This is a genomic window from Promicromonospora sp. NPDC023805 (assembly GCF_040639635.1).
Classification (GTDB): Bacteria; Actinomycetota; Actinomycetes; order Actinomycetales; family Cellulomonadaceae; genus Promicromonospora.
The window spans coordinates 46,111-64,352 of record NZ_JBFAAH010000006.1 but is presented as its reverse complement, the minus strand read 5'-3'; the positions used below and the strand labels follow the sequence as shown (position 1 = coordinate 64,352).

The window sequence follows — 18,242 nt, the reverse complement described above, 5'->3', positions numbered from 1 at the left end:
CGGGTGCTCTGCTGAGGTCCAACGCCGCGAAGGCCTGGTGTCTTCCCGTTACGCCCTCAGCGTCGCGGGAACCTTACCGAGTCGCGGAACTCCTACAGAGCCGCTACCGAATCGGAGGAACCCTACCGACCGGGCAGACGGACCACGGAGACGAAGAAGTCGTCGATCTGGCGGACCACGTCGATGAAGCGGTCGAAGTCCACGGGCTTGGTGACGTACGCGTTGGCGTGCAGCGAGTACGAGCCGACGACGTCCTCCTGCGCGTCCGACGTGGTCAGCACCACCACGGGGATGTGCCGCAGCATCGGGTCACCCTTGGCGACCGCGAGCACCTCCATGCCGTCCATCTTCGGCAGGTTGAGGTCCAGCAGCACCAGGTCCGGGGTCGGGGCCTTGGCGTACTGCCCCTGCTTGCGCAGGAACTCGAGCGCGCTGACGCCGTCACCGACCACCGAGACGTTGTTGGGCACGCGGTGGTCCTCGAACGCCTCCCGGGTCATCAGGACGTCGCCCGGGTCGTCCTCCACCAGGAGGATCTCCATCACCTTGTGACCGCTCACGCCCGTACCTGTCCCCTGGATTCGGCAACAACGGGACCCGTCGTCGCGACCCGCCGTCGGCCCTGGTCAGGCCGCCTCATCCGAGCGTAGTCGACTGCGCACGTTCGGTCGAAAGACGCCCTCCGCCGGGCTGCCCCTGCCGCCTGGCGAGGGTGAACCGCACGATGGTGCCACCCCCGGCTGCCGGCTCGATCCAGATGCGGCCCTTGTGGTACTCGACTATGCGTTTCACCAGCGAGAGGCCGATGCCGGTGCCCGGGTAGTCGTCACGCGGGTGCAGCCGCTGGAAGATGATGAAGACCCGTTCCGCGTACTGGGCGTCGATGCCTATGCCGTTGTCCACCACGGAGATCTCCCAGTGCGCACGCATGCTGCGCACCTCGATGCGCACCTTGGGCGCCCGTTCGGGGTCGCGGAACTTCAGCGAGTTGCCCACAAGGTTCACGAACAGCTGCTGCAGCAGCGCCCGCTCACCGTGCACGACGGGCATCGGGTCGTGGACGATCTCGGCCTCCGTCTCCACCACCCGCTCGGACAGCTCCGACAGCGCGCCGGCCAGCACCGCCTCGAGCTCCACGTCCTCGCGCGGCACCCCGGTCCGGCCCACCCGCGAGAAGCTCAGCAGGTCCTGGATGAGGCGCTGCATGCGCTTGGCGCCGTCCACCGCGAACTCGATGTACTGGTCGGCCCGGTCGTCGAGCGAGCCGCCGTACCGCTTCTGCAGGAGCTGGGTGAAGCTCGCGACCTTGCGCAGGGGCTCCTGCAGGTCGTGCGAGGCCACGTAGGCGAACTGCTCGAGGTCGCGGTTGGACCGCTCGAGCTCGCGCGCCTGCTCGCTGAGCAGGCCGTGCGCGTTCTCGACCTCCTGGTGCGACAGCCGGATCTCCTCCACCTGGTGCACCAGCTCGCGGCGCATGGTCTCCACGTGCATGGCGAGCAGGGCGACCTCCCCCGCACCCACCGGACGGATCTCGCGGCCGAGCACACCGCTGCTCACCACTCGCACACCGGCGGTGAGCGTGGTGAGCGGGCGGATGACCCAGGTCTCCAGAGCCAGCCACATCATCGTGCCCATGAGCACCACGACGAGCACCAGCGCCACCACCGCGCCCAGCAGGAGCTGCTCCCAGACCGCCCGGGTGTCCATGATCGCGTCGCGCTGCGCGCCCAGCTCGGCCAGGTACTGCACGACGGCGGTGCGGGCGCTGTCGTAGAGCGCGTCGCCGTCGGCGGAGGCCGGCGCGGTGCCGAGGAGCTCCATCCGGCACGCCATCTGGCCGGCGGGCGCCGCCTCGACGGCTGCCACCACGGGCTCGGCGTACTCCTCGAACCAGGCGTCGGTGCGGCGCACCGCCTCCTCGTGGGCGAGCGCCACCTCGGCGTCGGACGCGAGCTCGCGCCGTTCGACGTCGGCCAGGAGCATGATGCGGCCGCTCGAACCGACGGCCCGGGTCCAGGGTTCGAGCGCCGCGTCGTCGCACGTCGCGCGGTACGCGCGCAGCGAGGCCTCGGCGTCGCCCAGCGCGAGCGAGGCGCGCTCGCCGTCGACCAGCGCGCGGTAGTACGGGCCGTCGGCCCTGGCGTCGAGGCTGCGCGACTGGACAAGGGCGAGCACCGCCACCGCGAGCGCGATGATGAGCATGGCGGCGACCGCACCCAGGAGCCGGGCGAGCCGGCGACGCATGGACACACCGGTGAACCGGTGCTCGTCGGGCACCAGCGTCATGCGCGCGACCACTCCACCGAGTCGGCGAGCGTCGACGTCCGCTCCGGCGGGCCCGTCGCCTCGGCGCCGGCCCAGCCGACGAAGAGCAGTGCTGCGTCGTCGACCAGGGGGCCGCCGTGCAGCTCGCGTACGCGGCGCAGCACGCGGGTCACCACCTCGTCGGTGCCCTGGTCCATCTCGCGCTCCACGACGCTGCGCAGGCCGTGCGCCCCGAGCCGCGGCATGCGCCCGTGCGCGCTGGGCGCCAGGACTGGCGTGCCCTTCGGGTCGGCCCCGACCGCCGCCTCGACGAGCCCGTCCGTGTAGAGCACGGCGGTCCACACCTCGGGCAGCTCGACGGTGTGCGCCGACCAGCCGCCGTCCACCGGGATGCCCAGGGCGCGGCCCCGCCGCACCGAGGGCAGCTCCTCGCAGTGGTGCGTCACCTGCGCCGCGGATTCGGTGGAGGTCCGGGGCACCACGAGCAGCGGCGGCAGGTGGCCGGCGAGGTAGACGTCCATGCTTGAGCGGTCCGGTGAGATCACCGCCTGGCAGATCGTGACGAACACCTCCGGGCGGCCCCGCTCCGCGAGGAGCACGCGCTCCAGCAGCGGCAGCACGTTGTCGGCGGGGGTGTCGGCGAGCACCAGCGTGCGCCACGCGGTGCGCATCGCGGCACCGAGCGCCGCCTCGTCCGGGCCGTGACCCGCGACGTCGCCGATGACCGTGACGAGCGTGCCGTCGGGACGCTCCACCGTGTCGAAGAAGTCGCCCCCGAGCAGCCCGTTCCCGCCGGGCAGGTAGCCGACCATGACCGAGACCTTCTCGTCGGTGACCAGCTCCTTGGGCAGCAGCGCGCGTTCCAGCCGGGTGGTCTCGGCGGCGCGCACCTCGCTGCGGTACAGCGCGATCTGCTGGGCGGCGGACCGGCGCCGGAGCGTCGCGTACCGCAGGCAGCGGGCGAGCGCGTCGCCGTCCACCTCGCCCTTGACCAGGTAGTCGTCGGCGCCGTTGGCGACGGCCGCGGAGCCGAGGTCGTGCGAGGTGTTTCCGGTCAGCACCACGACGGCGGGCTGGACGGGCAGCACGTCGATGCCGTCGATGACCCGGCGCAGGGCGCCCAGCCCCTCGGCGTCGGGCAGACCCAGGTCGAGGAGCAGGCAGTCCACCGCGACCATCGAGAGCACCCCGAGTGCCTCGTCGACCGACCGCGCCCGGTGCAGCTCGGCGCGCAGGTCGGCCTCGACGTCCGCGTCGGCGAGCAGCTCGCTCACGAGGAACGCGTCCGCGTCGTCGTCCTCGACGAGCAGGACCGAGATCGGACCGTCGATCCAGGCAGGGCGCACCTCGGGTCCGCGCCCGCCCCCGGGCCCCGCAGTACCTGCCCCGCCCAGTGCCATGGCGGCGATCCTATCCAGCGAGATGACGCCGTGTCAGCGGACAGGCCGACAGGTGCGCGATAATGGTCGGCCGGTTGATTCTGACCGAGGTTTTTTTGGCTGGTGAACCACGGAGGTATGGCGTGACGGGAATCGCGGGCGAGCTCGCCCACGAGCAGGCAGTCGTCGACACGATGTACGTCCGTCTGGACACCCTTCGGGGCACCACGGCGGACCGCCTGCGAGGGGTCCGCCTGGCGGGCGCCAGCGGTACGCACCAGAACCGCAGCGAGCGGGACGCTTTCGCGACCCTCTACGAGGACCGGGCCGCGCAGCTCGACGCGGTGGAGGACCGGCTGGTCTTCGGACGTCTCGACCTGGCGGACGGCGCCACGCGATACGTCGGGCGCATCGGGCTGACCGACGTCGAGCACCGCTCGATGCTCACCGACTGGCGTGCCCCTGCGGCCGAGGCGTTCTACCGCGCCACGGCGCTGCACCCGGGTGACGTGCACCGGCGTCGGCACCTGGTGACGAAGGGCAGGTCGGTGACCGGCCTGGAGGACGAGGTGCTCGACCTCGACGCCGAGATCGACCCCGACGCGCTGTCCGGCGAGGGCGCGCTGCTCGCTGCGATGGCCCAGGGCCGTACGGGCCGGATGTCGGACATCGTGGCGACCATCCAGGCCGAGCAGGACCGCATCATCCGCTCCGACCTGTCGGGCGCGCTAGTGGTCCAGGGCGGCCCGGGCACGGGCAAGACGGCGGTGGCGCTGCACCGCGCCGCCTACCTCCTGTACGCCCACCGGCGCCTGCTGGAACGGTCTGGTGTGCTTGTCGTTGGCCCGTCCAGCGCGTTCCTGCGCTACATCGACCAGGTGCTGCCGTCGCTGGGCGAGACCGGCGTCGTGTCCACCACCGTCGGCGACCTCATCCCCGGCATCCGGGCGACCGCCGTCGACGAGGGGCAGGTGGCCCGGCTCAAGGGACTGCTCCTGTGGCGCAACATCATCCGCCGCGCCGTGCGGGCGCGGGAGCGCGTGCCCGAGCACGAGACGCCGGTGCGGGTCGAGGGACACGACTTCGTGATCCGCCCCAAGGACATCGGCGACGCGATCGCCCGCGCCCGCCGCACGCACAAGCCGCACAACCTGGCGCGCGGCGCGTTCGTGCGCGACATGCTCGACCGCCTCACCGACCAGTACCGCGACTTCGCGGGCGGGCTCCTGTCGGGCGAGGACCGCTCCTCGGTGTTCGAGGACCTGCGCTCGGACCGCACGGTCCGCGTGGCGCTCAACATCGCGTGGCTGCCGATCAGCCCCGAGAAGCTCGTCAGGGACCTGTACTCGAAGCCCCACCGGCTCGCCGAGGCCGCGCCGGAGCTGACCGCACGAGAGCGGCGCCTGCTGTTCCGGGAGGCCGGCGCGCCGTGGACGGAGTCCGACGTGCCGATCCTCGACGAGGCGTACGAGCTGCTCGGGGAGGACGACTCCGTGGCGCTCGCCGAGGCCCGCAACCGCGAGGCCGAGCAGGCGCGGGAGATCGAGTACGCCCGCACCGTGCTGTCCTCGACGGGCGCGGGCGACGGCCTGGTGGACGCCGAGATGCTCGCCTCCCGCTTCGCCGCGAGCGGCCCGTCGCTGACCACCGCCGAACGGGCCGCGGGCGACCGCGCCTGGACCTACGGCCACGTGGTCGTCGACGAGGCGCAGGAGCTCTCCCCCATGGCCTGGCGGTCGCTCGTGCGCCGGGTGCCCACCCGGTCGATGACCATCGTCGGCGACGTCGCCCAGACGTCGTCCGCCGCGGGTGCCCGCAACTGGGACCGCATGCTCACGCCGCTGCTGCACGACGGCTGGCGGCTCGCCGAGCTGACCGTCTCCTACCGCACGCCGTCGACGGTCGCGGACACGGCCCAGGCCGTCGCGCGGGCGGCCGGGCTGCCCGTCTCGGAGCTGCGCGCGGCGCGCGACGTCGAGGACTCCCTCACCGCCGTGCGTACCGCGCTGGGCCCCGACGGGCTGCCGGACGACGACGCGGTGGTCGCCGAGGCGCTCGCCCTCGTCAAGGAGCTCGTGGGGCCGGACGCCGGGCGCGTGGCGGTCGTGGCGCCGACGAACGGCGTCGCGCGGCTGGCCGAGGCGGTCGCCACGGCCCTGCCCGAGGCGGTCGGCGCGGCCGAGGCCGCCCGGCTGGCGGCGCAGCGCCCGGAGGACGCGCAGGTCACGGTGCTCGCACCGCGGCAGACCAAGGGCCTGGAGTTCGACGCGGTGGTGCTGGTGGAGCCGGCCGCGATCGCCGAGGGGGCCGGCGCGACGAGCGACCTCTACGTGGCGATGACCCGCCCGACCCAGCGCCTCGTGGTGGTGCACGGCAGGGACCTTCCGGAAGGGTTCTGACCTCTTTGCGGGGGCCGTGTCCCAGCAGGCGGGACGTGGCCCCCGTTCGTTTGTTGCTTCCGCCTCCCCTGGCGCACCATGGGTGCGTGCAGCGAGCCCTTCTCCTCGAGAACGTCCACCCCACCTCCGTCCCGATCCTGGAATCGGCCGGGTACGAGGTCGACTACCGCAAGGGAGCCCTCGACGAGGACGAGCTGATCGCCGCGCTCGACGGCGTCCACCTCCTGGGTATCCGGTCCAAGACCGAAGTGACGGCGCGCGTCCTGGCCGAGGCCACGAGCCTCGTCGGCGTGGGTGCCTTCAGCATCGGCACGAACCAGATCAACCTGACCGCCGCCGCGAACCGCGGCGTCGCGGTGTTCAACGCGCCGTTCTCCAACACCCGGTCGGTGGTGGAGCTGGCGATCGCCGAGATCATCTCCCTGACCCGCCGGATGACGGAGCGCGACCGCGCCCTGCACGCCGGCGTCTGGGACAAGTCCGCCGAGGGGTCGCACGAGGTGCGCGGCCGCACGCTCGGTATCATCGGCTACGGCAACATCGGCTCGCAGCTCTCCGTGCTCGCGGAGAACCTCGGCATGTCGGTGATCTTCTACGACACCGCCGAGAAGCTGGCGCTCGGCAACGCCCGCCGCGTCGAGACGCTCGACGAGCTCCTCGAGACCGCCGACATCGTCACGCTGCACGTGGACGGCCGCTCGGGCAACGCGGGGCTGTTCGGCGAGAAGCAGTTCGCCCGCATGAGGCAGGGCGCGATCTTCCTCAACCTGTGCCGCGGGTTCGTCGTCGACGTCGACTCGCTGGCGGAGCACATCACGTCGGGGCACCTGTCGGGCGCCGCGGTCGACGTCTTCCCGGAGGAGCCCAAGAAGCGGGGCGACACCTTCGAGTCGGTGCTGCGCAACCTGCCCAACGTGATCCTCACGCCCCACGTCGGCGGCTCCACGGAGGAGGCGCAGGAGGCGATCGGCCAGTTCGTGGCCAAGAAGCTCAGCGACTACGTGGCGACCGGCTCGACGATGCTCAGCGTCAACCTGCCGAACCTGCAGCTCGAGCACACGGGCGTCGGCCGGATCAAGCTGCTGCACCGCAACGTGCCCGGCGTCCTGGCCACGGTGAACCAGATCTTCGCCGACCACGGCGCCAACATCGAGGGCCAGATGCTCGCCACGCGCGGCGACATCGGCTACGTGGTCACCGACATCTCGGACGTGACCGAGCGCGGCGCCTCGAAGAAGCTCCAGGCGCTGGACGCCACCATCCGCCTCCGCATCCGCGACGCCTTCGAGCGCCCAGAATTCCCCCCGGGCCCGGCTGCCCGCTGACCCCTCGCTGAGTGCGTGATATTTGCCCTTCTGACAGTGTCAGGAGGGCAAATATCACGCACTCAGCGGTTTGTCAGAGGGCGGACGGCGGGAGCTCGTACGACGCGAACGCCTCCGCGACCTTCGCCTCCGTCAGGGCGTAACGGTTCAGCGTGTAGGCGTGCGGGCGGTGACCGGTTCGGTCGAGCGATGCCGCCAGGTTGGCCTCGTCCTGCTCGCCCCAGGTCAGGTCCAGCCGGTCGAAGACCCCGCGCAGCACCGTCCCCGGGTCGGCGAGCAGGTCGTCGTAGAGGACGTCGATCACGGCGTCGTCGGGGAGCTGCTCGCGCAGCTTGATCGCGCGCTCGACCCCGCCGGCCGAGATCCCGAGCCACTCCTGGCCGATCCGGGCCAGGTCGATCCGGCCCGGCTTGATGTACATCGTGTGGGTCGCCTCGGCCATCGAGCAGCCCGAGGCGACGGCGGCACCGGGCGCGCGGTGCGTCCAGACGAACCGCGCGTCCGGGAAGGCGCGCAGGATCTCCGGCAGCCGCCACAGGTCCATCGGGTGCTTGAGGACCCAGCGGTCCGGCGCCTCGCCTGCCGCGATGACCTGCAGGGCATCGCGGAGGAACAGGAAGTCGGCGGTGAGGTCGGCGTCCGACACGTAGTCCAGGTAGCGCGGTGCGGGCCCCCATGTCGCGAACATCTCCGTGTGGGCGCGCAGCATGAAGTCCTCCTCCTCGCTGTCGGCGACCAGCGGGTGCAGGTGCGCCCACGCGGGGCTCAGCTTCGCCACCGTCGCGAACCGCTTGCGGGCCTGTGCGATCAGCTTCGCGCGCTCCGCGTCCGGGCGTGGCAGGCCGAGGTTGGTCATCTCCCAGAGCTTGGGGCCGCGGTTGCCCGGGCTGCGCGCGATCAGGTTGTACGTGAGCGTGGTCCCGGTCCGCGGCAGGCCGACGACGAAGACCGGCGCCGTCACCGGCTCGTCGCGCACCACTGGATGGTTCGCCTGGATGTCGCGGACCACCGCGCGGTTGTCCAGCCGCTCCCGGATCTGCTGCTGGGTGCTCATCCACCCCATGCCGCTCAGGTCGGGGTTGGCGGCGTGGTCGGCGAGGAGCAGCCGCAGCCCGTCGAGCGCGGCGAGGTCGTCGGCGCCGAGCGGGACACGCCCTTCCTGGACCTCCTGGAGCAGCCGCTCGAAGACGGCGTCGGGGTCCTTGCGGGTGCGCATACCGGGTGCGAGCAGCACGTTGAGGAGTCGAAGCAGGGGTGTGGCCTGGGGCATGGCGCACATCCTGCCCATACCGACGGGTGGCGACAAGCCGCCGGGCACCGGCCGGACCGGATCGTGACGGAGCCGTTTCGCCAATCCGGAGCGTCGGTCCACTAGCATCCGGAGCGAGTGCTTGTGCGCGGGGTCACACCGTCGCGCAGAGCTGTCGTCGAGAGGGGAATCGTGACCGCACGACCGCCATCGGGCCCGCTGGTACGGCTGGGCGACGTCAGTGACCGCACGCTCCTCGTGGAGACGACGGCGGCCGCCGACGCCAGCGAGGTCTACGAGCGGCTACGGCTCCGGTGGGGAACGGTCGCGCCGGTGGACCTGGAGCCGGGCGTGCCTGCCTGGCTCGTGCTCGGCCACCACGAAGCGGTGGGCGTGCTGCGGGACGACCGCACCTTCATCAAGGACCCGGCGATCTGGCACGGCCACGCCGAGAACCTGCTCGGCCCGCAGTCGGCGCTCCATCTGGTGCTCCCCCGCGCCCCGAAACCGACGCTCGCCGACGCCGACGGCGCCAAGCACGCCCGCATGCGGCCACCCGTCGACGACGCGCTGGGTCAGGTCGACGAGGCCCGGGCGGGCGCGATCACGCGCAGGCTGTGCGGGATGCTCATCGACCGGTTCGAGGACCGGGGCCGCGCGGACCTGGTCGCCGAGTACGCGGCGGTCGTACCGTTCCTCGTCCTGTCCGAGCTCGACGGGCTCGAACCGGGACAGGCGCAGCGCCTCCAGGAGATCACCCGGGCGATCTTCGAGTCCGGCGCCGCGGCGCGCGAGCGGACCGTCGAGCTGCTGGAGATCGTCACCGGGCACATCGCCCACAGCAGGGCGCTCGGCACCCGCGACATCGCGGGGATCCTGGCCGTGCACGACAACTTCGAGAGCGACCTGGAACGGGCGCAGACCCTGACCGCCATCACGCTGGCGGCCAACGAGTCGTTGCTGGCCTGGATCGCGCAGACGCTCGCACTGGTCCTGAGCGACCCGCGCTTCTCCCACCGGGTCTCCGGGGGCCGGCTGCACATCGACGACGCCCTCGACGAGGTGCTGTGGCGCTCGACGACGAACCCCAACCTCATGCCGCGGTTCGCCACACGCGAGGTGACGATGGGCGACAAGCTGATCGAGCGCGGGGCGGCGGTGATCGTCGGGGTGCACGCGGCCAACCACGACCCGCAGGTCCAGACCGCCGACCCGTGGGACACCGTGGGCAACCGGGCCCACCTGTCGTTCGGCGCCGGGCCGCACCGGTGCCCCGCGCCGCGCCTCGGGCGGGTCATCGCGCGGATAGCGGTGGCGGAGCTGTTGCAGCGCCTGCAGGTCACCTTCGTCGGCGACCCGGACAAGGTCGAGTGGGCGACCAGCCCGTGGATGCGTTTCCCTGCCCGGCTGCCCGTGACGTTCCCGTCGCCGCTCCAGCAGCCCGTCCCCGGCGGCTGGCCCCCGGAGGAGTTCGCGCTGTAGGCATCCGGGTTCCGGGGAGCGTCACGCCGCCCGGACGGCGGCGAGGCTGGTCGCGATCACGACGTCGGCAGGCGGCGTGTCGTCGATGACGACGCCCGCCTCGTCCGGCTCGAGCGGCTCCAGGGTGTCGAGCTGGGACTGCAGCAGCGACGGCGGCATGAAGTGGGTACGGCGCCTCATCCGGTCGAGCAGCACGTCGGACGTCGAGTCGAGGTGCACGAAGAACAGCCCGGGATGGCCCTCGCGCAGCCAGTCGCGGTACACCCGGCGCAGCGCGGAGCAGGCGGTCACAGTGATCTCCCCCGCGGCGTCGAGCCGGGTGATCTCGTCGGCGAGCGAGCGCAGCCACGGGCGCCGGTCGTCGTCGTCCAGGGGGATCCCGGCCGACATCTTCTCGATGTTCGCGGGCGGGTGGAACGCGTCGCCCTCGACGAACACGCCGCCGAGCGCCTCCGCGAGCGCGCGGCCGACCGTCGTCTTGCCGGTCGCGGTGACGCCCATGACCACCAGGTGGCGGGGCGCGCTCATCCCGCCACCAGCAAGGTGACGAGATCGGTCGCGAGCCAGAGCAGTGCGGCGATCAGGAAGATGGCGAGGCCGAGGGTCGTCTCCAGGACGGTCCAGGTCCTGAGCGTCGTCCTGACGTCCATGCCGAAGAACCTGCTCACGAGCCAGAATCCGGAGTCGTTGACGTGCGACAGGACGGTCGCGCCGGCCGCCACCGCGAAGACCAGGAGTGTGATCTTGATGTCGCTCAGGCCCTCCGCGGCCACCTGTGCCGAGATCAGCCCGGCCGTCGTCGTCAGGGCGACCGTCGCGGAACCCTGGGCGACGCGCAGCACGGTCGCGATCACGAACGCCTGCAGGAGGATCGGTATGCCGAGGTCGGACAGCGACTCGGTGAGCGCCGAGCCGATGCCACTCGCGCGCAGCACGCCGCCGAACATGCCGCCCGCACCGGTGATCAGGATGATCGAGCAGATCGGGCCGAGCGCGTCGTCGAGGATGCCGGTGGCCTGGCCCATCGAGAACCGTCCACGGGACAGCATCGCGAGAGCGACCAGCACGGTGATGAGCAGCGCGATCGGGGTCTGCCCGACGAGCGTCAGGGCGTTCGCCCAGACGGCGTCCTCGGCGACGATGTCCGCCGTGACCAGCGTGCTGACCACCGTGTTGAGCGAGATCAGCACCAGCGGCAGGAGCAGGATGAACAAGACGGTGCCGAACCCTGGCGGGGCCTGGGTTGCGGTCGCCGTCGGCGCGCCGCCCGCTCCGGTACCCCCGTCTCCGGTGCCCCCGTCGGCATCCTGGTCCCGGCCGCCGTTCAGCTGGCCGAAGACCGCGGTCGGGATATCGATGACGTACCGCCCGCTCAGGTAGCGGGCCACGTAGTGGACGCCCAGGAACCAGGCGGCGATGGCCACCGGCACGCCCAGGAGAAGAGTGAAGCCGATGTTCCCGCCCATCAGGTCGGCGGCGGCGACCGGCCCGGGGTGCGGCGGCACCACGGCGTGCATGACGGCGAAGGCTCCGGCCGTGGGCAGCCCGTACCGGAGGATGCCGCCCCCGAACCGGCGCGCGACGGTGAAGATGATCGGCAGGAACACCACGAGGCCGGCGTCGAAGAAGATCGGGAAGCCGAAGATGAGCGCGGCGACGCCGAGCGCGAGCGGCGCATGCTTCTCGCCGAACCTTGCGATGAGCGTGTCGGCAAGGACCTGCGCGCCGCCGGTGGTCTCCAGCAGCCTGCCGACCATGACGCCGAAGCCCACCAGCAGGGCCACCGAACCCAGCGTCCCGCTGAACCCGGTCAGCAGCGCGTCGGGGACATCCGCTATCGGGATCCCCGCTGCGACCGCCGTGAGCAGGCTGACGAGCACGAGCGCGACGAACGCGTGCAGCTTCAGCCGGATGATCAGGAACAGGAGCAGGGCGACCGCAGCCGCCGCAATCAGGAGCAGGGTGCCCGCCCCGTAGACCGGTTCGATCTCGGTCATCACCGCCTCCTCGCGGTCCGTTCTTGCGCACAGGATCGCACCGACCCTAGCAGGGTGAATTACGGCTACCGGGTAGGTTTGTCGAGCGTCTTGCCAGGTAGTCAGCTCGGGCCGGATGCCGCCAGAACCTCGGCACGGCCCTCCGCGCGGGCCTGCTCGATCAGATGGTCGAGCCTGGCGCGGCGTGCGCGCAGCGCCCTGCGGGTGGCCCACGCGACGAGTACGAGGACGAGCAGCAGCAGGAGATGCGGCAGCGGCAGCGCCCATGCTGTGCCGGTGAGCGGCACGTCCGCCGGCACCGCCACGTCCGGGCCGCCCTCGGGGACCGCGCCGCGCACCACCGCCTCGACGCCGAACGGTCCGAGCGGCCAGACCTCGGGCACCCGGACGGTCACCTCGCGACGGCCACCGGGCAGCACCTCCAGCCCCTCGCCCGATGGCGCGGACGCGTCCGCGCCGCCGAACCGGCTGTCCGCACGGAACTCGGTGGTTGTCCGCAACGCGACGGTCCCGTCGTTGACCACCGCGTACCGCACCACGAGCTCACCCGGACCCAGCAGGCTGGACCCCTGCGTGTAGGACACGTCGAGCAGCTCGGCGTCCAGCACCGCGACCACCTCCCCAGGGGCGCGCAGGTTCACACGAACACCTACCCGGGAGTCGACCTGCATCTCCCCACCTGAGCGCACCGACGCCGCGACACCGGCCGGGTGGTCGCCGGGCACGGCGTCGGCGGGCGCCGTCACCTCGAAGGGCACCACCTCGGTCTCCCCCGGGCCGACCACCACCTCGTCCGCCACGGTGATCCACGCACCGCCGTCGGTGGGCGGGACGGAGGCGGGCCGCATGTCGAAGCTGCCAAGGTCGGTCAGGTACCCGTCGTTGGCCGACAGCGCGAACGTCACCTCGGTCGCCGAGTGGTTGCTCACCGCCACGTGGTCGACGGCGCGCTCGCCCGGTTCGAGCTCCAGGTCGACCACCCGGCGCCCGTCGGGACCCGACGCGTCGGCGGGGACGACGGACCAGGTGACGCGGTCGTCGTCGGCGGCACCCGCCGTGACGGCGGCCGGCGCCGCCATGGCGAGTGCCGACCAGATGACCGGCACGAGGGCCGCGGAGGTGACCAGGGCGGCGACCGTCCTGGCTGCCGTGGGGATGCGCATCTACGGGCCTTTCTGCGTGATGTGTCAGACGGTCCGTGACGTGTCAGACGCTCAGGTCACCCGGGTGACCTGAGCGTCTGACACGTGGCCGGTGGTCTGACACGTGGCCGAGCGTCTGACAGGTGGTCAGCCCTCGAAGAGGGAGAGGGTCAGGACCGAGGTGTAGTCGCCCGGGGCGACGGTCGCGGGGGTGCGCAGCGTGAGGTCCGCCGTCACGTCCCACGGGCCCGCCTCGGCGCCCGAGGCCCAGGTGGACAGGAGCAGCTCCTGCCCCTCGAGGCCGACGGCGGCGCCGCCCGAACCGTCCGGGAGGACGCTGGACACGGGCTCGCCCGCCGCCACGTCGCCCGAGGGTGACGGGGTCAGCAGGCGCGGCGCCCAGCCGAGGTACTCGGGCCCGATCGGCGCGCGTCCCTCCGCAGTGAACTCGCTCGCCTGGCCGACCACCGCCCAGTACGCGCCCTCCGGGATCTCCCCGGCGTCCCGCGTGTCGGCGACGGTCACCGTGGGCAGGGTGCCCAGGAACTGCCGGGCCTCCGCGTCGGAGCCCTCCTCGGCGAGGACCACGCCGTCGTTGGGCGCCACCGACATGCTCAGGGCGCCGGGCGTGTTGTCCTCGATGGTCACTGACAGGTCGACGCCGGTGGGGTCGTCGGCGGCCATCGCGGTGGTGGCGAGGCCACCGACCGTCGCCGCGACGGCCATACCCGCCGCCGCCGCCGCGATCCGCTGGGTGGTTCGGCTGCTCATCATCTCGTCTCGTCTCTTCGTGTCTTGGTGGTTGTTGATCAGGCGCAGGACAGGGCCGCGAGCGCGAGGTCGTGCCGGACGGTGACCTCCTCACCGTCGACGGTGCCCGTGGCGGTCACCGAGGCGGTGCCCCCGGAGACCGAGGCGACCCGGGTGGCGAACGACTGGTACGCGCTCGCCCCGGGCTGCACACCGGCCACGTCGCGCGACCCGTGCTCGGTGGTGAGGACGACGTCGACGGGGACGTCCGAGCCGTTGGTCGCCCGCACCGCGACGTGCACCCGGCCCGCCACGCAGCGGGCGGAGGCCTCCGCCGTCACCGGCAGCTCGGCCCCGGCGGCGGGCAGCGTCAGCGATCTGCGCTCCTCCGGGTTGCCCGCCACGTCGGTGGCCGCGAACTCGATGACCTGCTCCGTGTCCGTCAGGGCCCGCGTGAACGGTCCGGTGTAGGTGCCCCCGAACGTCCCTGGCCCCTCCCACTGGATCCGGTCCACGCCGGATCCGTCGCCGTCGTCGGCTACGAGCGTGATCTCGACGCTCGAACCGAGGTTCTCGGCGTCCGCGGTGGTCACGGGTGCGGTGGTGTCGACCCGCAGGTCCCGTTCCGCCTCGCCGACGTTGCCCGCCGCGTCCGTCGCCAGCACGCGCACGGTGTGCGTCCCGTCGCCGTCCAGCGTGAACGGCCCGGTGTACGGGGCCGGCTCGCCGCCGTCGACGACCACCTCGACGAGGGGGTCCGGGTCGCGGTTGTCGCTCGCCCGTACGGTGACCGTGACGGGCTCCACGAACCAGCCCGACGGCGCCGCCGCAGGTTCGGCGGTCAGGGTGACCGACGGCGGGGAGGTGTCCTCCGCGGTGTCCGGCTCCAGGACGAACACGACGGCCTCGGCCGGCACGTCGGTGTCCTCGACGATCCCGGCGACGAAGAACAGACCGCCCGGCTCCGCGTAGTCGCCGGCGTCGACGTCGTCCCAGCCGACCGGGATGCGGCTGTCCCGCGACCCGTCGTCGTACTCCGCGGTGACCGACGGCGGCAGCACCGGCGACGTGCCCGCGACGGTGACCACCGCGACGTTGTCGACCGTGACGACCGGGCCGGGTTCGCCGTCCCGGACGTACACGGTGCCCGTGACCGGCTCCACCAGATCGGGCGACGTGCCGGTGACCTCGAACGAGCCAGGTTCGGCGACGTCGTCGGCAGGGACGTCCGCCCAGGTCACCGCAACGCGCACGACCCGCCCGTCCTCGTAGGCGGCGTCGAGCTCGTCCGGCAGCTCGGGCAGCACACCCACCTGGGTGGGGATGTGCACCGGCGTGTGGTCGATCGGGCCGAACGGGTCCTCCGGGTCGGGCTCCACGACCCCGCCCGTACCCCAGACCTCCCACTCGGAGACCCCTACCGCCGAGTACGTGCTGGCCGTACCACCCGCGAGCGCCTGGAAGGTCGCCCGCAGCCTGGTGGTCGAGACGGGCTCGAAGGTGGTCTCGTTGAGGCCGAGGCGGTCGGTCGGGAAGCCGCTCGGCGCGGGCAGGTCGGCGAACGCCCCGGTGGCCTGGTCCCAGTACTGGATGGTCCAGGAGCTGGGTACGCGCACGTTGTCGCCGTTGGGCTCGGTCCCGTCCGACCAGAACCGCAGGACCGACCGGTCGACCCGGACGGGCACCTCCCACGTGTACTCGAGCCACTGGCGCGCGGGGCGGGGGTCCTCGCCCCAGGTCGCCCAGGTGTCCTCGTGCGAGCCGCCGGTGCTGACGCCCTCGCCGTCGTTCACGGATGCGACGCGGTTCCAGGAGGCGGTATAGCTGGCGTTCGGCGTGCCGAGGAGCGCGACGTTCGCCGGCTCCGCGGCCGATGCGGGGCCGATGCCGGTCAGGCCGATGACCAGCGCGCCGAATACGGCGATGGCGCGACGGCGGACGGCGGTGCTGCGTCGTGTTCTCATGCCATCCTCGCCTTGCCCGCGGTGAGCAGGATCCGCTGGGCGTCCCGCCGGCTGATCAGCCCCTCGGTGGTGAACCGTTCGGTCACCGTCTGGACGCGAGCCAGGAAGTCCGCCCTCGTCGCGAACCCGCCGTCGGCCCAGACGGCGTCGAGCAGGGTCGTGCCGCCCGGGCGGGCGGCGTTCACCACCCCGCTGTCCAGGCCGGCGAACACGACCCGCGGCTCCGAGCGGCGCACGTACATGTGGTAGGTGGTGTGGTCGCCCGACCACGCGGGTTCGAGGACGCGGTCCCCGAGCCGGAAGTAGCCGTCGCCGGTGGCTTCGAACGCACTGTCGAGGGTGCCGTCCAGGCCCACGTGGCCGTAGAGGGAGATGTCGAGGTAGCTCGTCGAGGGGTCGCGGACGAGCAGCACCGTGGGTCCCCACTCGATGCTCTGCACCGCCGGGTCGTCGACGGTCGGCACCGCCCGGACGCTGAACGGCATGTCGACGTCGACCACGTCGCCGGACGCCCAGGTGCGGGTGATGCTGACGTACTCTCCCGGCACCGCCTCCAGGTCCAGTACCGCGTCGTTGACCCGGACCGTGAAGCCCTTGCGCACCCAGCCGGGCACGCGCAGCCGCAGGTCGAGCTCACCGGAGCCGTCGAACGTCAGGCGGGTGGAACCAGCCTTCGGGTACTGGGTCTCCTGGACGACGCGCAGCCCGCGCTCGGGCCAGTCCAGCGTCGAGGCGAGGTAGAGGTTCACGTACAGCGCCGTCCCGTCCGCTGACCGCAGGTACACGGTGTCTGCGTACTTGACGTGGTTCTCCAGCCCGGTGCCGCCGCAGCAGGTGCCGGTGTTGCCGTACTCGCGGCGGGTGCCGGGGTTCACGCCGTACATGTAGGTGACGTCGGGGCTCGTGTCCGACGTCGTGTTCCGCTTGGAGCCCACTATGTGGTTGAGCAGGCCGCGCTCGTAGTACTCCAGGTACTTCGGGTCGAGCGTGTGCAGGTACAGCTGACGGGACAGCTTGAGCATGTTGTACGTGCCGCAGGTCTCGGCGTTGCGTGCCCCGATGTCGCCCGCGACGGTACCGGGCGGGCCGAACAGCTCCCCCTCCCCGTGGCCGCCGTGCGCGTAGGTGCGGCCGGGTACGACCATCCCCCAGAACCCGGTGACGGCGTCCAGGTACCGCTGCTCCCCGGTCTGCTCGTAGGCCTTGAGGTAGCCGGGGAACTGCGGGATGTGCTGGTTGGCGTGCTTGCCGTTGAGCGTGTCCCGGCCCTCGGCGCACGCGTCGACCAGCGGGGTCAGGTCGAACTTCCGGGCGGTCGCCAGGTACCGGTCCTCGCCGGTGATCGCCGCGAGGTCGCACAGCACCTCGTTCATGCCCCCGTACTCGCCGGCGATGTAGATGCCCCACATCCGCGTCAGATGTTCGGCGGGCAGCGGGTCGAGGCGGCCGGAGACCCAGTCCGCCATGGGCGCAAGGATCTCCAGCGCCCGGTCGCTGTCCGCGAGCTGGTAGGCGTCCCGCAGCCCGGCCATGATCTTGTGGCACGTGTAGTAGGGCGCCCAGATCTCGCCGTACGGGGCGTACTTCTCCAGCTGGCTGAACTGCCACTCGCCGTAGGCGGCGAGGAAGCCCGGATGGGTGAACCGGCCCATCGCGGCGAGCGCCGCCTGGACCTCGCCCAGCCCGGCCACCATCTCGTCGACCTTGTCCTTGAACACCTGCTCGCCGGTCGAGGCCCACGCGAGCGAGAGCGCCGACAGGAAGTGGCCGCCGTAGTGGCCGCGCAGCAGGTTGGCGGTCTGGACGTTGGCCCGGCCGGGGTAGTCGTCGGGGCCCCAGGCCTGCTCGTTCGCATGGCCGAAACCCTCCCAGCCGCCCGGCGGGTTGGCGCCCCGCGTGTCGAGGCCCGCGTTCCGGCGGAAGACCGCGAGCACCCGGTCCACGGGGTAGACCCGCAGCAGGTGCAGGAGCTGGTCCTGCGACCGGGTGGCGACGCTCGGCGCGAGGGTCACGTCGGCGAGCGGGAACGGCGCGGCGAGCCAGCGGTCCGACGCCGCCGTCCGGTCCAGGAGCCGCAGGTGGCGGCGGGGCAGCCGCGCGACGGCGGCCGGTCCCGCCCCCGCCGGGGCGGCGGCGGCCGCCCCGACGGGGAGCCCGAGGGCGACGACGCCCCCGGCGAGGCCGGCTGCTCCGATGCGGAGCAGCGACCGGCGAGAGAACGCCGTCGTCCGCGGCACGCTCTGCGATGTGGCCTGCGGCGTGGTCCCAGGTTCGCTGCGCATGGTGCTCC

The 18,242-nt window shown here is 72.3% G+C and carries 13 protein-coding genes; 3 read left to right on the top strand and 10 right to left on the bottom strand.

What is annotated here, in order from left to right:
- Positions 1-122 precede the first annotated feature (122 nt).
- The 3 genes from AB0F70_RS08565 to AB0F70_RS08555 form a co-directional block, all read right to left on the bottom strand.
- Complete coding sequence (locus AB0F70_RS08565; protein ID WP_129783750.1) at positions 123-542, bottom strand: response regulator; 420 nt, start codon at positions 540-542, stop codon at positions 123-125.
- Positions 543-636: 94 nt separating this feature from the next.
- Positions 637-2,286 carry an ATP-binding protein gene (locus AB0F70_RS08560; protein ID WP_357446154.1) on the bottom strand — a complete coding sequence of 550 codons (1,650 nt, stop codon included), beginning with the start codon at positions 2,284-2,286 and terminating at the stop codon, positions 637-639.
- Positions 2,283-3,665, bottom strand: a complete 1,383-nt coding sequence (locus AB0F70_RS08555; RefSeq protein ID WP_357446151.1) for a fused response regulator/phosphatase — start codon at positions 3,663-3,665, stop codon at positions 2,283-2,285. Before AB0F70_RS08555 ends, AB0F70_RS08560 begins: the two co-directional genes overlap by 4 nt.
- Before the next feature lie 122 nt (positions 3,666-3,787).
- Here AB0F70_RS08555 and AB0F70_RS08550 point away from each other — a divergent pair, with 122 nt between their 5' ends.
- A complete protein-coding gene (locus AB0F70_RS08550) occupies positions 3,788-6,043 on the top strand; it encodes an AAA family ATPase (protein ID WP_357446148.1) in 2,256 nt (751 codons plus the stop codon).
- Between the two features lie 86 nt (positions 6,044-6,129).
- A complete protein-coding gene (gene serA, locus AB0F70_RS08545; RefSeq protein ID WP_357446145.1) occupies positions 6,130-7,368 on the top strand; it encodes a phosphoglycerate dehydrogenase in 1,239 nt (412 codons plus the stop codon).
- 73 nt (positions 7,369-7,441) lie between these two features.
- Here serA and AB0F70_RS08540 read toward each other — a convergent pair whose 3' ends face one another.
- Positions 7,442-8,638, bottom strand: coding sequence for a sulfotransferase (locus tag AB0F70_RS08540; protein WP_357446143.1), 1,197 nt, complete (start codon positions 8,636-8,638; stop codon positions 7,442-7,444).
- A 171-nt stretch (positions 8,639-8,809) separates the two neighbouring features.
- Here AB0F70_RS08540 and AB0F70_RS08535 point away from each other — a divergent pair, with 171 nt between their 5' ends.
- Complete coding sequence (locus tag AB0F70_RS08535; protein ID WP_357446140.1) at positions 8,810-10,099, top strand: cytochrome P450; 1,290 nt, start codon at positions 8,810-8,812, stop codon at positions 10,097-10,099.
- Positions 10,100-10,120: 21 nt separating this feature from the next.
- Here the strand turns inward: AB0F70_RS08535 and AB0F70_RS08530 are convergent, their stop codons facing one another.
- From AB0F70_RS08530 to AB0F70_RS08505, 6 genes are all read right to left on the bottom strand, one after another.
- On the bottom strand, positions 10,121-10,627 hold the full coding sequence (locus AB0F70_RS08530) for a gluconokinase (protein ID WP_357446137.1): 507 nt from the start codon (positions 10,625-10,627) through the stop codon (positions 10,121-10,123).
- A complete protein-coding gene (locus tag AB0F70_RS08525) occupies positions 10,624-12,096 on the bottom strand; it encodes a gluconate:H+ symporter (protein ID WP_357446134.1) in 1,473 nt (490 codons plus the stop codon). Before AB0F70_RS08525 ends, AB0F70_RS08530 begins: the two co-directional genes overlap by 4 nt.
- A 101-nt stretch (positions 12,097-12,197) precedes the next feature.
- A complete protein-coding gene (locus tag AB0F70_RS08520) occupies positions 12,198-13,259 on the bottom strand; it encodes a DUF916 domain-containing protein (protein WP_357446131.1) in 1,062 nt (353 codons plus the stop codon).
- A 126-nt stretch (positions 13,260-13,385) separates the two neighbouring features.
- The gene (locus AB0F70_RS08515; RefSeq protein WP_357446128.1) at positions 13,386-14,012 is read right to left on the bottom strand and encodes a hypothetical protein; all 627 of its coding nucleotides are present in this window, start codon (positions 14,010-14,012) and stop codon (positions 13,386-13,388) included.
- Between the two features lie 35 nt (positions 14,013-14,047).
- A complete protein-coding gene (locus AB0F70_RS08510; RefSeq protein WP_357446125.1) occupies positions 14,048-15,952 on the bottom strand; it encodes an Ig-like domain-containing protein in 1,905 nt (634 codons plus the stop codon).
- The gene (locus AB0F70_RS08505; protein ID WP_357446122.1) at positions 15,949-18,234 is read right to left on the bottom strand and encodes a beta-L-arabinofuranosidase domain-containing protein; all 2,286 of its coding nucleotides are present in this window, start codon (positions 18,232-18,234) and stop codon (positions 15,949-15,951) included. The genes AB0F70_RS08510 and AB0F70_RS08505 overlap by 4 nt, the downstream gene beginning before the upstream one ends.
- Between the last annotated feature and the right edge of the window lie 8 nt (positions 18,235-18,242).

Excerpts from the sequence above, each read along its gene's own strand:
- AB0F70_RS08565 (WP_129783750.1), bottom strand. The coding sequence starts at position 542 with ATGGAGATCCTCCTGGTGGAGGACGACCCGGGCGACGTCCTGATGACC.
- AB0F70_RS08560 (WP_357446154.1), bottom strand. The coding sequence starts at position 2,286 with ATGACGCTGGTGCCCGACGAGCACCGGTTCACCGGTGTGTCCATGCGT.
- AB0F70_RS08555 (WP_357446151.1), bottom strand. The coding sequence starts at position 3,665 with ATGGCACTGGGCGGGGCAGGTACTGCGGGGCCCGGGGGCGGGCGCGGA.
- AB0F70_RS08540 (WP_357446143.1), bottom strand. The coding sequence starts at position 8,638 with ATGCCCCAGGCCACACCCCTGCTTCGACTCCTCAACGTGCTGCTCGCA.
- AB0F70_RS08530 (WP_357446137.1), bottom strand. The coding sequence starts at position 10,627 with ATGAGCGCGCCCCGCCACCTGGTGGTCATGGGCGTCACCGCGACCGGC.
- AB0F70_RS08525 (WP_357446134.1), bottom strand. The coding sequence starts at position 12,096 with ATGACCGAGATCGAACCGGTCTACGGGGCGGGCACCCTGCTCCTGATT.
- AB0F70_RS08520 (WP_357446131.1), bottom strand. The coding sequence starts at position 13,259 with ATGCGCATCCCCACGGCAGCCAGGACGGTCGCCGCCCTGGTCACCTCC.
- AB0F70_RS08515 (WP_357446128.1), bottom strand. The coding sequence starts at position 14,012 with ATGATGAGCAGCCGAACCACCCAGCGGATCGCGGCGGCGGCGGCGGGT.
- AB0F70_RS08510 (WP_357446125.1), bottom strand. The coding sequence starts at position 15,952 with ATGAGAACACGACGCAGCACCGCCGTCCGCCGTCGCGCCATCGCCGTA.
- AB0F70_RS08505 (WP_357446122.1), bottom strand. The coding sequence starts at position 18,234 with ATGCGCAGCGAACCTGGGACCACGCCGCAGGCCACATCGCAGAGCGTG.